14 protein-coding genes are annotated in these 15,600 nt (G+C 68.9%); 9 read left to right on the top strand and 5 right to left on the bottom strand.

The window, feature by feature from the left end; genetic code table 11:
* Positions 1-25: 25 nt before the first annotated feature.
* The 4 genes from ACCC97_RS25460 to ACCC97_RS25445 form a co-directional block, all read right to left on the bottom strand.
* Positions 26-1,081: a 2-oxoacid:ferredoxin oxidoreductase subunit beta gene (locus ACCC97_RS25460; RefSeq protein ID WP_413312747.1), complete on the bottom strand. Its 1,056-nt coding sequence runs from the start codon at positions 1,079-1,081 to the stop codon at positions 26-28.
* A complete protein-coding gene (locus ACCC97_RS25455) occupies positions 1,078-2,919 on the bottom strand; it encodes a 2-oxoacid:acceptor oxidoreductase subunit alpha (protein WP_042673326.1) in 1,842 nt (613 codons plus the stop codon). Before ACCC97_RS25455 ends, ACCC97_RS25460 begins: the two co-directional genes overlap by 4 nt.
* A 2-nt stretch (positions 2,920-2,921) precedes the next feature.
* Entirely contained in the window at positions 2,922-4,721 is a 1,800-nt protein-coding gene (locus ACCC97_RS25450) for an FAD-dependent oxidoreductase (RefSeq protein WP_413335725.1), read from the bottom strand.
* Between the two features lie 177 nt (positions 4,722-4,898).
* Positions 4,899-5,711, bottom strand: a complete 813-nt coding sequence (locus ACCC97_RS25445) for a class I SAM-dependent methyltransferase (protein WP_007833054.1) — start codon at positions 5,709-5,711, stop codon at positions 4,899-4,901.
* A gap of 177 nt (positions 5,712-5,888) precedes the next feature.
* On the opposite strand from ACCC97_RS25445, the gene ACCC97_RS25440 reads away from it, so the two are divergent.
* From ACCC97_RS25440 to ACCC97_RS25425, 4 genes are read left to right on the top strand one after another with little or no spacing between them, the layout of a single operon-like run.
* The gene (locus ACCC97_RS25440; protein ID WP_413335723.1) at positions 5,889-7,109 is read left to right on the top strand and encodes a helix-turn-helix domain-containing protein; all 1,221 of its coding nucleotides are present in this window, start codon (positions 5,889-5,891) and stop codon (positions 7,107-7,109) included.
* 43 nt (positions 7,110-7,152) lie between these two features.
* Positions 7,153-7,833, top strand: a complete 681-nt coding sequence (locus tag ACCC97_RS25435; RefSeq protein WP_007833049.1) for a DUF6923 family protein — start codon at positions 7,153-7,155, stop codon at positions 7,831-7,833.
* 1 nt (position 7,834) lies between these two features.
* The gene (locus tag ACCC97_RS25430; protein WP_413312738.1) at positions 7,835-8,635 is read left to right on the top strand and encodes a DUF899 domain-containing protein; all 801 of its coding nucleotides are present in this window, start codon (positions 7,835-7,837) and stop codon (positions 8,633-8,635) included.
* Between the two features lie 34 nt (positions 8,636-8,669).
* Positions 8,670-9,296 carry a hypothetical protein gene (locus ACCC97_RS25425; RefSeq protein WP_413335720.1) on the top strand — a complete coding sequence of 209 codons (627 nt, stop codon included), beginning with the start codon at positions 8,670-8,672 and terminating at the stop codon, positions 9,294-9,296.
* On the opposite strand, the gene ACCC97_RS25420 is transcribed toward ACCC97_RS25425, so the two are convergent.
* Positions 9,293-10,198 carry a LysR substrate-binding domain-containing protein gene (locus ACCC97_RS25420; protein ID WP_007833043.1) on the bottom strand — a complete coding sequence of 302 codons (906 nt, stop codon included), beginning with the start codon at positions 10,196-10,198 and terminating at the stop codon, positions 9,293-9,295. The genes ACCC97_RS25425 and ACCC97_RS25420 overlap by 4 nt on opposite strands.
* 75 nt (positions 10,199-10,273) lie before the next feature.
* Here ACCC97_RS25420 and ACCC97_RS25415 point away from each other — a divergent pair, with 75 nt between their 5' ends.
* The 5 genes from ACCC97_RS25415 to ACCC97_RS25395 are packed head-to-tail and all read left to right on the top strand — an operon-like array spanning position 10,274 to position 15,239.
* Positions 10,274-11,143, top strand: a complete 870-nt coding sequence (locus tag ACCC97_RS25415; RefSeq protein WP_413335718.1) for an HpcH/HpaI aldolase/citrate lyase family protein — start codon at positions 10,274-10,276, stop codon at positions 11,141-11,143.
* A gap of 35 nt (positions 11,144-11,178) precedes the next feature.
* Positions 11,179-12,153 carry a tripartite tricarboxylate transporter substrate binding protein gene (locus ACCC97_RS25410; protein WP_007833039.1) on the top strand — a complete coding sequence of 325 codons (975 nt, stop codon included), beginning with the start codon at positions 11,179-11,181 and terminating at the stop codon, positions 12,151-12,153.
* Positions 12,154-12,179: 26 nt separating this feature from the next.
* A complete protein-coding gene (locus tag ACCC97_RS25405; RefSeq protein WP_413335716.1) occupies positions 12,180-13,373 on the top strand; it encodes a CoA transferase in 1,194 nt (397 codons plus the stop codon).
* 4 nt (positions 13,374-13,377) lie between these two features.
* Positions 13,378-14,253, top strand: coding sequence for an amidohydrolase family protein (locus ACCC97_RS25400; protein WP_413335715.1), 876 nt, complete (start codon positions 13,378-13,380; stop codon positions 14,251-14,253).
* A gap of 23 nt (positions 14,254-14,276) precedes the next feature.
* Positions 14,277-15,239 carry a tripartite tricarboxylate transporter substrate binding protein gene (locus ACCC97_RS25395; protein ID WP_413335713.1) on the top strand — a complete coding sequence of 321 codons (963 nt, stop codon included), beginning with the start codon at positions 14,277-14,279 and terminating at the stop codon, positions 15,237-15,239.
* Positions 15,240-15,600: the final 361 nt, after the last annotated feature.

Below are 15,600 nucleotides of genomic sequence, written 5' to 3'. Positions count from 1 at the left end.
CGTGAATGGTGCCGCCGGCTTTCGCTCAGCGCAAGGAGTCGTTGAGCCGCTCCAGCGCCTCGGCGCCGGGGCACAGATGGGCCGGCCCCAGCGCGTTGAGCGGCCGGTCGCTGGTGTTGAGCGCCGTGTGCAGGTCGGTGGCCAGCGGATCGACATAGAGCAGTCCGGTGACCACTTCGCCCATCTCCTGGTGCCGTTGCATGTAGGCCATAGCGGCATAGCGGTCGCCGGGGTTGTAGTCGGAATGCAGGCTGCGCAGGCGCAGCAGCGTGCCGTCGTGCTGGCGCACGTCCACCACTTCGCCCGCCCCCATGTCGACGGTGATTTCCTCCCGCCCGCTGATGAAGTCGATGCGGCTCACCGCCTCGTTGTGCTCGCGCACGTAGTCGTAGCTCTTGGTGCTGCCGGGGTGGTTGTTGAAGGCCACGCAGGGGCTGATCACGTCGATGAAGGCAGACCCGCCGTGGCTGATCGCGCCCTTGATGAGTGGCACAAGTTGCGCCTTGTTACCCGAAAACCCCCGCCCCACGTAGCTGGCTCCCAGTTGCAGCGCCATGGCGACAAGGTCCACCGGGCTGTCGCTGTTGACGACGCCCTTCTTGCTCCTGGAACCCTGGTCGGCGGTGGCCGAGAACTGGCCCTTGGTCAGGCCGTAGACGCCGTTGTTCTCCACGATGTAGGCCATGCGCACGCCGCGCCGCATGGCGTGGGCGAACTGTCCCAGGCCAATGGACGCCGAATCCCCGTCGCCCGAGACACCCAGGTACAGCAGGTCGCGGTTGGCCAGGTTGGCGCCGGTCAGCACGCTGGGCATGCGGCCATGGACGGTGTTGAAGCCGTGCGATGCACCGAGGAAGTAGTCCGGCGTCTTGGAGCTGCAGCCGATACCCGAGAGCTTGGCCACGCGATGCGGTTCGATGTCCAGCTCCCAGCAGGCCTCGATGATGGCGGCGGAGATCGAATCGTGGCCGCAGCCGGCGCACAGCGTGGAGATCTTGCCTTCGTAGTCGCGCCGCGTGTAGCCGACCTTGTTGGTGGTCAGCGTCGGATGGCGCAGCCGGGGCTTGGCGAGATAGGTCATGCAAGTTCCTTCGTCCCGGTGCTGCCGGATGCATGCGTCTGCACGTGCGAGCTGATCGCCTGCACGATGAAGCGCGCGGTGATCGGCGTGCCGTCGAAATGCAGCACGCGCACGAGCCGGGCGGGGTCGGCGTCCAGTTCGTTGACCAGCAGGCTGCGCATCTGCGCGTCGCGGTTCTGCTCGACCACGAACACCTTGTCGTGCTGCGCCAGGAACTGCACCACGCTGTCCGGAAAGGGAAAGGCGCGCAGCCGCAGTGCATCGAGGTGGATGCCGCGCTCTTCCAGCGCCTGCAGCGCCTCATGCATCGACGGGCTGGTCGAGCCGAAATAGATCACGCCGAGCGCGGTCTTTTGGGCGGCCGGCCGCAACACCGGCTGCGGCACCAGCGTGGCCGCGGTCGCGAACTTCTTCAGCAGCCGCTCCATGTTGTAGATGTAGTCGGGGCCGCGCTCCGAATACCGGGCATAGGCGTCGCGCGTCGTGCCGCGCGTGAAGTAGCTGCCCTTGGTCGGGTGCGTACCCGGCAGCGTGCGCCACGGAATGCCGTCGCCGTCCACGTCCTTGTAGCGGCCGAAGTCGCGGCCCGCCTCGAGCTCCTCGGCGCTCATGACCTTGCCGCGGTCGTAGGCCTTGCTGTCGTCCCAGGCGAAGGGCTTGCACAGGCGCTGGTTCATGCCGATGTCCAGGTCCGTCATCAGGAACACCGGTGTCTGCAGCCGGTCGGCCAGGTCCAGCGCCGCCGCCGCTTGCTCGAAGCATTCGTGCGGGTCTTCGGGGAACAGCAGCACGTGCTTGGTGTCGCCGTGCGAGGCATAGGCGCAGGACAGGATGTCGGCCTGCTGCGTGCGCGTCGGCATGCCGGTGGAAGGGCCGCCGCGCTGCACGTTGATGAGCGTGATCGGGATCTCGGCGAAGTAGGCCAGCCCGATGAACTCGGCCATCAGCGAAATGCCCGGCCCCGAAGTCGCCGTGAAGGCGCGTGCGCCGTTCCAGCCGGCGCCGACCACCATGCCGATCGAGGCCAGTTCGTCTTCCGCCTGCACGATGGCGAAGCGGTGCTGGCCCGTGGCCGGGTCCACGCGGAATTTCGCGCAGTACTTCTGGAAGGCCTCGGCCACCGAGGACGACGGCGTGATCGGATACCAGGCCGCGACCGTGGCGCCGCCATACACGCAGCCCAGCGCCGCGGCACTGTTGCCGTCCACAAAGATCCGGTCGCCCACCCGGTCGGCGCGCCGCACCTGCAGCCCCACGGGCTCGCGCAGGTTCTCCCTCGCGAAGTCGCAGCCCAGGTGCAGTGCCTGCACGTTGGAGGCCAACAATTTTTCCTTGCCCTTGTACTGCTCGCCGAACAGCTTCTCGACCACTTCCGGCTCGATGCCGAGCAGGATCGCCAGCGCGCCCACATAGACGATGTTCTTGAACAGCTGGCGCTGGCGCGGGTCCTGGTAGACCGCGTTGCAGATCTCCGTCAGCGGCATGCCGATGACGCGGATGTCGTCGCGGAACTTCGATGGCGGCAGCGGCCGCGTGCTGTCGTAGAAGAGATAGCCGCCGGGCTCCAGTTCGGCCACGTCGGCGTCCCAGGTCTGCGGGTTCATCGCCACCATCATGTCGGTGCCGCCACGCCGCCCGAGATGGCCCTGCTCGGTCACCCGCACCTCGTACCAGGTCGGCAGGCCCTGGATGTTGCTCGGGAAGATGTTGCGCGGGCTCACCGGCACGCCCATGCGCAGGATGGCCTTGGCGAACAGTTCGTTGGCCGAGGCCGAACCCGAGCCGTTGACGTTGGCGAACTTGATGACGAAGTCGTTGACCGCCTCTATCTGCTTCATGCTCATGCGGCCACCCCCTGCCCTGCCGGCGTCATCTTCAGCAGGAACTTCTGCATGTCCCACGCGCCGGTGGGACAGCGCTCGGCGCACAGGCCGCAGTGCAGGCAGACATCTTCGTCCTTGACCATCACGCGGCCCGTCTTGAGCCCGCCGGAGACGTACAGGTCCTGCGCCAGGTTCAGTGCCGGCGCCTTGAGCCGGGGCCGCAGTTCGGCTTCGTCGCCGTTGTCGATGAAGTTGATGCAGTCCATCGGGCAGATGTCCACGCATGCATCGCATTCGATGCAGGCGGCCTCGGTGAACACGGTCTGCACATCGCAGTTCAGGCAGCGCTCGGCCTCCTTGAAGGCGGTGGCGGCGTCGAAGCCAAGCTCAACCTCCACACGGATGCTCGCCAGCGCCATCTCGGCCTTGGCCCACGGCACCTTGTAGCGCAGGTCGTTGGAGGTGTCGTTGCCGTAGCTCCATTCGTGGATGCCCATCTTCTGCGACACCAGGTTGGTCATGGGTGCGGGCCGCACATACACCGGTTCGGCACGCAGAAGCTTGTCGATCGACACTGCCGCCTCGTGCCCGTGGGCCACGGCCGTGATGATGTTCCTGGGCCCCAAGGCCGCATCGCCACCGAAGAACACGTTGGGCACCGTCGACTGGAAGCTGGTCTTCTCGAGCACCGGCAAGCCCGACTTGTCGAAGTCGATGCCGCTGTCGCGCTCGATCCACGGAAAGGCGTTTTCCTGGCCCACCGCGACCAGCACCTCGTCGCATTCGAAGTACGCGTCCGGTGCGCCCGTCGGCACCAGCGTACGGCGGCCCTGGCTGTCGTATTCGGCCCGGACGATTTCGAAGCGCATGCCCAGCAGCTTGCCCTCCTCGTGCACGAAGGCCTTGGGCACATGGAAGTCGATGATCGGAATGCCTTCGTGCTGGGCATCTTCCTTCTCCCAGGGCGAGGCCTTCATTTCGTCGAAGCCGCTGCGCACGATGACCTTCACGTCGGTACCGCCCAGGCGGCGTGCCGACCGGCAGCAGTCCATCGCCGTGTTGCCGCCGCCCAGCACGATCACGCGCCGGCCGATGCTGCTGACGTGGCCGAAGGACACGGAGTTCAGCCAGTCGATGCCGATGTGGATGCCGGCCGCTGCCTCCCGGCGCCCGGGAACGTCCAGGTCGCGCCCGCGCGGTGCGCCGCAGCCGACGAAGATCGCGTCCCATCCCTGCGCCAGCAATGCCTTCATCGAATCGATGCGCTCGCCGCCGCGGAATTCGACGCCCAGGTCGAGGATGTAGCCCGTCTCTTCGTCGATCACCGACTCCGGCAGGCGAAAGCGCGGTATCTGCGTGCGGATGAACCCGCCGGCCTTGGCCTCGCCGTCGAACACCGTCACTTCGTAGCCCAACGGCGCGAGGTCGCGCGCCACGGTGAGCGAGGCCGGCCCCGCACCGACGCAGGCGACCCGCTTGCCGTTCTTCGGTTCGGGCTTCGGCATGCGCGCGCGCACGTCTTCCTTCATGTCGGCTGCCACGCGCTTGAGGCGGCAGATCGCCACCGGCTCGGGCTCCTTCGTGTTGCCTTCTTCCACCCGCCCGCGCCGGCAAGCCGGTTCGCAGGGACGGTCGCAGGTGCGCCCCAGGATGCCGGGAAAGACGTTGGAGACCCAGTTGATCATGTAGGCGTCGCCGTAGCGGCGCTGCGCGACCATGCGGATGTATTCAGGGACGGGGGTATGCGACGGACAGGCGTACTGGCAATCGACAACCTTGTGGAAGTAGGCCGGATCTGCAATGTTGGTGCGTTGCAATGCGTGTCTCCTGGCAAGCCTCCCTCGACCCCGGAGGGGCCGGCATGCGGCTTTGCCGCCAGTATGCGCCGCACTGGCGGGCGCACGGCCTTGGTGGAATCCCGCAGCGCTCCGGGCCATGCCTCGGTGGCCAATCCCCGCATCGATGCCGGCAATGCGTGTGCGCCCGGGCCTGCGCTATCCCTTCGCAACGATCACGTGCGCCTGTATCTTGCCGGCCACCGGGCCTTCGCCATGGCGGCTGGCGATCGCCTGCGTTGCGCGGTCCGTCGCGAGCTGAAGCAAGCTGGCGTCGCGCGCCTCGATTTCGTTGCGCAGAGGCGTTCCCTGGCAATAGGCGGTGGCGACCTCGCGTGCCGAGGGCGCGCGACTCACCTCCTCGCGCGTCTCGATCTCGATGCCGGTGAACCCTGCGCGGCTCACATCCTCGCGGATCAGTGCGACATCGTGATAGCCGTGCGGCGTGCGGGCAAGGAATCGCGGAGGGTCGTCCGGAAACATCGCGGCAACGGCGTTGGTAACATCGTCGGCAAAGGCGTTCTCTTCGATGCGGTCCCAGACGTTGAAGACGAAGCGCCCGCCAGGCCTCAGCACACGACGCGCCTCGGCGTAGCCGGCGACCCTGTTGGGGAAGAACATCGCGCCGAACTGGCAGCAAACGACATCGAACGAGGCATCTTCGAACGGCAGGCCAAGCGCATCCGCCTGCCGCCATTCGATGCGGCCGTCGGGGCCCTGGCGGGCGGCAGCATAGTCGAGCATGGGCTGGTTGAGGTCGCTCACCACATAGCGTGCGTCGGCGCGGAGTCTTGGTGCAAGCGCACGCGTGACCACGCCGCTGCCGGCGGCCGTCTCAAGCACCGCGCCGGGCGAGAAGGCAGCGACGCGCTGCGCCATGTCGGCGGCATAGGCCTCGAAGATCAGGGGGACCATCAGCGTGTCGTAGAACTTCGGGATCGAACCCGCGAACACCTTGTCGCTCTCAGCCATGGGATCTCCTTGAAAGCTCCGAACGGCGCCTTGAGCTTCCGTTCCCGAGCGGGCCAGTCCTCCCCGACGAGTCCGCCGCCTGGTGGGACACCCGCGACGACCCGCCATGGTGGACGCGCCTGCCGGCCTCGTCAACGTCGTCGTCCTGCGGTCTGCCCCTCAAGGTAACCTGTCGCCATGGATTCCCTCATCGCCGCCTCCGCCCGCGCCCTTGCCGCCGGCGATGCACTCGGCGCCCTCAAGCGGATCGCCCTGCGCGACGATCCGCCGGCGCTGGCCCTGCGCGGCATCGCCATGGCGCAGCTCGGAGAACACCCCCGCGCACGCGAGTTGCTGCGGCGCGCCGCGCGCGACTTCGGCGCCCATGAAGAGCTGTCGCGCGCCCGCTGCATCGTCGCCGAGGCCGAGGTCGCGCTGGCCATGCGCGACCTCGGCGGCTCCCCGCGCCCGCTGACGGCGGCGGCAGCCACGCTGGAGGCGCACGACGATCACGCCAACGCATTGCAGGCGCGGCTGATCGCGGCGCGCAGGCTCCTGCTGCTCGGCCGCCTCGACGAAGCCGCCGCCGCACTGCTGCACATCGATGCGCGCGGCCTGCCACCAGCGCTGGGGGCGGTGGCCGAACTGACCTCGGCCGAACTGGCGCTGCGCTCGCTGCGCATCGGCCCGGCCCAGGCCGCACTCGCCCGCGCACACGAAGCGGCCGGCCGCGCGCGCGTGCCCGCGCTGCTGGCCGAGGTGGCGGAGGCGCGTGCGGCCTTCGAGCGACCCGCCGCGCGGCGCCTCTTCGCGGGTGGCGAGCAGGCGCTGCGCCTCGACGAAGTGGCCGCCCTCCTCGCCTCGAACGCGCTGGTGGTCGACGCCTGCCGCCGGGGTCTGGGCGCTGGCGGCGCATGGCTGCCCCTGGCTCGCCGGCCGATCCTGTTCACGCTGGCACGCGCGCTGGCAGAAGAATGGCCCGCAGACGTCGACCGCGAAGCCTTGATCGCATCCGCCTTCCGCACCCACCGCCCCGACGAAACGCATCGCGCGCGGCTGCGGGTCGAGATCGGCCGCCTGCGCGCGCTCGCCACCACGCTGGCGGGCATCGAGGCCACGCCGCGCGGCTTCGTGCTCAAGCCGCATGGCGAGCGCACCGTCGCGCTGCTGGCACCGCCCATCGACGGAGACCAGGCCTCGCTGGTCGCGTTGCTGTCCGACGGCGCGGCGTGGTCGACCTCGGCCCTGGCGCTGGCGCTCGGGGCCAGCCAGCGCACCGTGCAGCGCGCCCTCGCCGAACTGGAGGCCGAAGGACGGGTGCGCTCCATCGGCCAGACGCGGGCGCGCCGCTGGCTGTCGCCGCCGCTGGCGGGATTCACGACGATCTTGTTACTCCCCGCTGCGCTGCCGTTTGAATAAAGTTGTCTCCAGGCGCCGATCCACGGCGCTACAGGAGCCAACAATGACCAGCAGGAAGAGCAAGGACACCACCCAGCCCACGGTGCGGCCGGCCGAGATCGTGCGCGAGTACGGCCCCTTCGGCGGTTCCGGCAGCATCGCCGGCGTGACCCATGACGGCCAACGCGTCTGGGCCGCCACCGGCACCAAGCTGGTGGCCTTCGACCCCGCCAGCGGCGAGACCACGCGCACGCTCGATGCCGCCTGCGACGCCGGCACCGCCTTCGACGGCACACACCTCTACCAGATCGCCGAGTCGCGCATCGACAAGATCGACCCCGCCACCGGCAAGGTGCTGGCGTCGATCCCCACACCCGGCCACGGCTACGACTCGGGGCTCACCTGGGCCGAAGGCAGTCTGTGGGTGGGGCAATACCGCGACCGCAAGATCCACCAGATCAACCCCGAGACCGGCGCCATCGTGCGCACCATCGAGTCGAACCGCTTCGTCACCGGCGTGACCTGGGTCGACGGCGAGCTATGGCACGCCACCTGGGAAGCCGAAGAAAGCGACATCCGCCGGATCGACCCGCAAAGCGGCGCCGTGCTCGAGCGGCTCGAGATGCCGCGCGGCGTCGGCGTGAGCGGGCTCGAATCCGACGGGGCCGATCTCTTCTATGCCGGCGGCGGCGAGAGCGGAAAGGTCCGCGCCGTTCGCCGTCCCCACAACCCTACGGAGCACTGACATGACCGGCCTCGCCACCACCGCCAAGAACCCCGCCATCGAACCGGGCCTCGCCAACCATCCCGTCGTATCCGGCGAACGATGGCTCGCCGAGCGCAAGGCATTGCTGGCGCGCGAGAAGGAGCTCACGCACCTGCGCGACCAGATCGCCCGCGAGCGCCGCGCGCTGCCGTGGGAGCGCGTGCAGAAGAACTACCTCTTCGACACGCCCGCCGGCCAGCGCACGCTCGCCGGACTCTTCGAGGGCCGGCGCCAGCTGCTGGTGCAGCACTTCATGTTCGGTCCGGGATGGGAGCAGGGCTGCCAGAGCTGCTCCTTCATGGCGGACCACACCGACGGCATGAACGTGCACCTGGCGCACCGCGACATCACGCTGGTCGCCATCTCGCGCGCACCGCTGGCCGAGATCGCGCGCTTTCGCGAGCGCATGGGCTGGCAGTTCAACTGGGTGTCGTCGAACGGCAGCGACTTCAACCGGGACTTCCACGTCAGCTTCTCGCCCGAGGAACGCGCCGGCGGTGAGGTCTACTACAACTACGGCATGCAGCCCTTCCCGCAGGAGGAAGCACCCGGCGTCAGCGTGTTCTACAAGGACGACGCAGGCGAGGTGTTCCACACCTACTCGACCTTCGGCCGCGGCGTGGAAGTGATGATGGGCGCGTACAACCTGATGGACCTCGTGCCGGAGGGCCGCGGCGAGCGCGACGTGCCCTACAAGATGGAATGGGTGCGCCACCACGATCTGTACGAACCACAGCCCGATGCGAAGGCTGCCGGGTCGTGCTGCTCGGAACACAGCTGAAGCGCGAGCGGCCCGGGCGCGTGGAGACAACATCATGGCAAGCCTCTGGCCATGGCTGGCGGTCGCGGGGGTCGGCGCCCTTCACGGGCTGAACCCCACCACCGGCTGGATGTTCGCCGCCGCCCGGGGCGTGCGGTCGCGCGACCGGACGAAGGCGCTGCGGGCCCTGCTGCCGATCGCCATCGGACACGCCGCATCGGTCGCGCTCGTGGCCGCCACAGTGGCGCTTGGCCTGTCGATGGGCAGCGTGATGCTGCAGGTGCTGGCGGGCGGGCTTCTTGTCGCCGTCGCGGTGCATCACCTGCGGCGCCGCAATGCAAGGCATGCGCGGGCAGCGGCCGGGAATGCCGGGCTGGCACTCTGGTCTTTCATGATGTCCACCGCGCACGGCGCGGGGCTGATGCTGGTGCCGGCGCTGATCCCGCTGTGCATGAGCGGCGCACCGGCAGCCCGCGAGATCACCGCGTCGGGCTCGCTGCTGCTGGCGCTCGCGGCCGTCGGCGTTCACACCGCGGCGATGCTCGCCGTCACCGGCGTGATCGCCATTGGTGTTTGCCTCGGCTTCAACGCCGTCCGTGCTACCTCCGCTCCTTCGGCAGGCGAAAATCCGGCGACCGACGGTCTGGCGCGCCGGCGTCGGTTCGCCCCGAACCGGAACTAGCGGGCGGCCGATCCGCGAGCACCGCTGCCCTTGCCGGCAATGACAAGCCCCGCGCTCTCGACGAATCCGTGAATCAATTTCAGCCGCGGCGACGCGCGCGGCCACAGGACGCCGAAGCGCCGGGTCTCCGAGGGCAATGGCAGTGGAATCTTGGCGACCCGCTGCCCCTCCAGCAGCGGCGATGCGATGTCGGGCACGATCGACACGCCAAGGCCGCGGTCGACCATCATCGCGATGGCCAGCAGTGAACTGAGCTCGAAGCGCTCCTGCGGAACGATGCCCGCCGCGCGCAGGTAGCGGTCGGCCTGCTTGCCGCCGCCGAGATTGCGGTCGTAGCGGATGAGCGGTGAAGTTCGCAGCAGCCCGTGCGGGTCGCGCCGCGCGAGCCGACTGGGCGCGAGCAGCACCAGCGGCTCCTCGCGCAGCAGCGCCCAGTCGAAGGTCTTCGCGAGCGCGAACGACGGATACAAGCACACGGCCGCATCGAGTTCGCCCTGCTGCATCGACTTGTAGAGCGTGGCGGTGGTGCCCGACTGCAGGAACACCTTGACGCCCGGATGCGTCTTCACGAAGCGCGCGAGGATGTCCGGCAGCAGGCTGTGGATGGCCGTATTGATGGTGCCGATGACCAACTCGCCGCTGGCTGCTTCGCTGCCGAGCATCGCCTTGATGTCGCTCACATCGCGCAGCAGCGTGCGGGCCCGCTGAACCAGCCGGTGCCCCGCCTCGGTCGGCTGCACCGTGCGGCCGGCGCGCGCGAGCAGCGGCGCGGCGAGTTCGCGCTCGAGCGCGCGGATCTGCTGCGCCACCGCGCCGGGCGTCAGGTCGAGCCGGCGTGCGGCCTCCGACATCGAGCCCGATTCCACCACCAGAAGAAAGCTTTGCAGGTAGGCCGTTTCCATGAAGATAGATTTTCTACGATGTGATCGCAGGAAGCAGCTGTTTTTCTCCTCTCACGAACTGCGGACACTGCATCCATGAGAAGCAAACTCTTCGTTCCCGGCACCCGCCCAGAGCTGTTCGCCAAGGCACTGGCCAGTGCAGCGGATGCCATCTGCCTCGACCTGGAAGACGCGGTGTCCGAGCCGCGCAAGGACGAGGCGCGCGAAACCGTGCGCAAGTTCCTCGAAAGCGGCGAAGCGGCGGCGTCGCACAAGACGCTGATCATTCGCATCAATGCCATGGACACGCCGCACTTCGAGCGCGACGTGGCAGCGGTGGCGCAGGCCGGCGTGCACCTGATCAACTTGCCCAAGCCGCAGAGCCCGGCGCATGTGCGCACGGCGGCCGAAGCCATCGAGCGCGCGGAGCGGGCCAACGGTGTGCATGCGCCCATCAGCCTGCTGCTGAACATCGAGACACCCGCTGCCCTGCGCACGGCCGCCGAGCTCGCACTGGCGCATCCGCGCGTGGCGGGGTTGCAGCTGGGGCTGGGCGACCTCTTCGAGCCGCTGGGCATCGCGCGGCGCGAGCCCTCCGCGATCCGGCAGGCAATGTTCGCGGTGCGCATCGCGGCCGGCGAAGCGGGCCTGTATGCCTGCGACAGCGCCTTCGCCGACATCCGCGACGCCGAGGGCTTTCGCGCCGAGGCGATGCTCGCGCGCGACCTCGGCTTCCTCGGCAAGACCTGCATCCACCCGAGCCAGATCGCCATCGCCAACGAAGTGTTCCGACCGACCGACGAAGAAATCGCGCACGCCCGCAAGGTGGTCGAGGCGGCGCAAGAGGCCGATGCCAAGGGCGTCGGCGCCTACGTGGTGGACGGAAAGATGATCGACATCCCCTTCGTGATCCGCGCGCGCGCCATCGTCAAGAGCGCACGCCGCTCGGGGCTGTTGCCTGGCTGAGCTTCCCTATTCGAAAAAAGAACCGGAGACAAAAAATGCGTATCCCTTCATTCATTCGTCCGCTCGCGCTGGCCTCGGCCGTCGCACTCGCCGGCACCGCGTTCGCACAGGCCGCCTATCCCACCAAGGCCATCACGATCGTCGTGCCCTACCCGGCCGGCGGATCCAACGACACCTTCGCGCGCCAGGTTGCCAAGGAGCTCGGCGATGCGCTCAAGCAACCCGTGATCATCGACAACCGCCCCGGCGCGAGCGGCAACACCGGCACCGGCCAGGTGGCCAAGGCGGCGCCGGACGGCTACACGCTCGTGGCCGTGTCCTCCAGCATGACGACCAATGCGGCCGTGCAGTCGAAGCTGCCCTTCGATCCGGTGAAGGGCCTCGCGCCCGTGGCCATGTTCGCCAAGGGCCCGTTCATCGTCGCGGTCAACAACGAGTTTCCCGCGAAGACGCCGGCCGAGCTGATCGGCGCCATCAAGGCGAAGCCGGGCCAGTACAACTACGCCTCGTCGGGCTCGGGCAGCGTGAACCAGTTCGGCACCGAGTTGCTCAAGGCCAAGGTAGGCGACCTGCAGATCGCGCACATCCCCTACAAGGGCATGGGCCCGGCCGTGACGGACCTGGTCGGAAACCAGACGCAGCTGCTGATTTCCAGCGGCCCCTCGCTGCTGCCGATGGTGCGTGCCGGCAAGCTGCGCGCCGTTGGCATCACGAGCCTGAAGCCCAGCCCCATCGCCCCCGATCTCACGCCAATGGCCACGGCCGTGCCCGGCTACGAGTTCGAACTCTGGTGGGGCCTGCTGGCACCGGCGGGCACGCCGACCGACGTGGTCGCGAAGCTGAACGGAGCCGTCAACCAGATCCTGGCAAGGCCGGAGATCAGCGCCAACTTCCTGCGCGAAGGCGCCATCGCCACCCCGCTCACACCGGCGCAGTTCGGCACCGTCATCGCCGAGGACGTGGAGCGCTGGAAGAAGCTGGCGAAGCAGCAGAACATCACCGCCGATTGAGGAAAGAAAGAAGGAAAGAAAAGCCCATGAGCACCACCGTCCCCGACGACGCGTCCCTGCCTGTCCGCCAAGGCCCCTCCGGGCCGTTGAGCGGCTTGCGCGTGCTCGACCTGAGCGCCTACATCGCAGGCCCCTACGGCTGCTCGCTGCTGGCCGACCAGGGCGCGGAGGTCATCAAGATCGAGCCGCCCACCGGCGACAACCTGCGCAAGTACCCGTCGTCGCTGGAGGCCGAGAGCCGCGCGTTCGTCGGCGTCAATCGCAGCAAGCTGGGCGTGGTGCTCGACCTCAAGAACCCGCAGGACCTTGCCGCGCTGATGGCGCTGGTGCGCACGGCCGACGTTCTGGTGCACAACTTCCGCCCCAGCGTGCCGCCGCGGCTGGGCATTGCCTATGACCAGCTGAAGGCCGTGAACCCGCGCCTCATCTACTGCGCCGTGACGGGCTACGGCGAGACGGGACCGCTGCGCGAGAAGGCCGGCTACGACCAGGTGCTGCAGACCATGACCGGCATGTGCGCACTGCAGGGCAAGCGCGGCGAGCCGCCCGAGATCATCTACGGCTCGGTGGTCGACTACTACGCGGCCGCGCTGGTGGCCGCCGGCGTCGCCTCGGCGCTGTACGAGCGCGAGAAGAGCGGCGAAGGCCAGTTCGTCGGCGTGTCGCTGCTGCGCTCCGCGCTCACGATGCAGTCGGCGCGCATGGTGTGGGCCGAGGGCGAGCCGAAGGACGTGGGGCGCGACATGCGTTCGGGCGGCATCACTGGCATCCACCCGACCCGCGAAGGGCACATCTACATCTCGGCCAACACGCCGCATTTCTGGCAGGCGCTGTGCGCCAAGGTCGGGCTGCAGGAGCTGGCCAACGACGAGCGCTACGACTCGGTGCGCAAGCGCGCGCAACATTTCGCGGAGATCGTTCCGAAGCTTCGCGCCGCGCTGGCCGAACGCACCGCGCTCGAATGGGAAGAACTGTTCGGCGAGGACGTGCCCTGCGCCGCGGCCCGCACGGTGGAAGACATGTTCGACGACGAACAGGTGCTGGCCGAGGACATGGTCGCGAACTTCGCGCACCCTACGCTGGGCTCCTACCGCGGCTTCACCCGTCCCGTGAAGTTCGGCCGCACGCCCGGCCCCGAACCCTTCGCGGCGCCCACACTGGGCCAGCACACGCAGCACGTGCTGACCCCGAAAGCGGTCGCCAGCCGCACGGGCGACTGAGCCCATGCGCGCCGATCTCGTGGTGCCGCACAGCAGCGGCACACGCAAGCCCACCCATGCGGCGCCCGAAGACGCCTGCGACGCCCACATGCACGTGTACGACCGCCGCTTCGCGCTGCAGGGATCGCCCGACGCCATGCTCGACCATGCCACCGCCGACGACTATCGCCTGCTGCAGCGGCGCATCGGCACGCAGCGCACGGTGGTCGTGCAGCCGCGTGTGCACGGCACCGACAACAGCGTGACACTGGCGGCCATCCGCGAACTGGGCGCGCAGCACACACGCGGCGTGGCGGTGGTGCGGCCCGACGCGAGCGACGCCGAACTCGAACGGCTGCACGCGGGCGGCATCCGCGGCATCCGCTTCACGCTGTACACGCCGGCGAATGCAGCGACGGACTTCGGCATGGTCGAGCCGCTGGCGCACCGGGTGCATGCGCTCGGCTGGCATGTGCAGCTGCATTGGAGCGCCGGCCAGATCGCGGAACACGCGGCGCTGCTCGCGCGGTTGCCTTGCACCGTCGTCTTCGACCATCTCGCGCGCATGCCGCAGCCCGACGCGCAGGCGCATCCCGCGTCCGAGGTGGTGCACCGGCTGCTCGACAACGGCCGCACCTGGATCAAGCTGTCCGGCGCGTACCTTGACTCACGGGTCGGCGCGCAAGGCGGCTATGCCGACACCGTCGCGCTCGCGCGAGCGTGGGTGATGCAGGCGCCCGAACGCGTGGTGTGGGGCAGCGACTGGCCGCATCCCACGGAGCGCATCGCCAAGCCCGACGACGCGCAGCTCTTCGACCTGCTGAGCCAGTGGGTGCCCGACGAAGTACAGCGCCGGCGCGTGCTGGTCGACAACCCGGCGCGGCTCTACGACTTTTCCTGAACCACAAGACCCGAGACATCGACATGAACAAGCGACTCCTGAAATCCGTCGCGGCCCTGGCCGCCTGCGCCGCTCCACTGCTGGGCTGGGCCGCCTGGCCCGACAAGCCGATCCGCATGGTGGTGCCGTATGCCGCGGGCGGCGGTGCCGACAACACCGCGCGCATCGTTGCGCAGCAGATGAGCACCGCGATGGGCCAGCAGATCGTGATCGACAACAAGCCGGGCGCGGGCGGCGTGATCGGCGCCGACAGCGTGGCCAAAGCGGCGGCCGACGGCTACACCGTGCTGTACGACGCGTCGGCGTTCTCGGTGAACCCCTCGCTGCGCAAGCTGCCCTTCGACGCGGCGAAGGATTTCATTCCCGTGTCGCTGGTGGCCACGGCGCCGCAGATCCTCGTGGTGCCGGCGACCGCGCCCTACAAGACGGTGCCGGAGTTCATCGACTACGCACGCAAGAACCCCGGCAAGCTGAGCTTCGCGTCGGCCGGCGGCGGCACCGGTTCGCACCTCGCCGGCGAGGCATTGAACGAGCAGGCGAAGATCGGCCTGATGCACGTGCCCTACAAGGGCGGCGCGCCCGCGCTGACCGACGTGATGGGCGAGCAGGTGTCGGCCTACTTCGGCAACGTGGCCTCGACGCTGGGCTACGTCAAGAGCGGCAAGCTGCGCGCGCTGGGCGTGAGTTCCATCAAGCGCGTGCCGGGGCTGCCCGACGTGCCGACGCTGGCCGAGTCGGGCCTGCCGGGCTACAACGTGGTCGAGTGGAACGGCATGTTCCTGCCCAAGGGGACGCCGGTCGACATCGTGCAGAAGCTCGGCAAGGCGGTGCAGGCGGCGGTCGCCGATCCGGCCGTGCGGCAAAAGCTGCTGCAGCTGGGCCTGGAGCCCGCGGGCATCGCGCCCGAGGCGTTCGCGAAGTTCGTGCAGGACGAGACGGCGAGAGTGAGTGCGCTGGTGCGCTCGCGCAACATCAGGGTCGATTGACCATGCGCGTCCGCGCGGGATGTGAAACGTAGTGTGTGGGGTTCGTCCCGCGGATACAGAGGCATACGCATTTCGCTCCGCGGCGGGGTGGCCCGGCGAAGAATCGGCTCCGTTCACAGACGAACGCCCGTCACTCTTCCGAAGGAATCGCCATGCGCTTTCGCTCTCCCGCCCTCTTCTTTGCCGTCGCCATCGCGGCCTCTGCGGCAGCCCTCACGCTGACCTTTGCCGCCCCCCCCCCGCCGGGGGGGGGCGGGGCGGGCCGCGGGGGGCGGGCCCCCCCCCGCGTTACACCCAAAACCCAGCGGGGGCGCATAGCGCCCCCCGGGCCGGGGGGGCGGGGGGGGCGCCGGGGGGGGGG

The organism is Variovorax sp. Varisp85, assembly GCF_047304045.1.
Lineage (GTDB): Bacteria > Pseudomonadota > Gammaproteobacteria > Burkholderiales > Burkholderiaceae_C > Variovorax.
The sequence above is the reverse complement of the archived record's forward strand: the minus strand, read 5'-3'. Positions and strand labels throughout refer to the sequence as shown.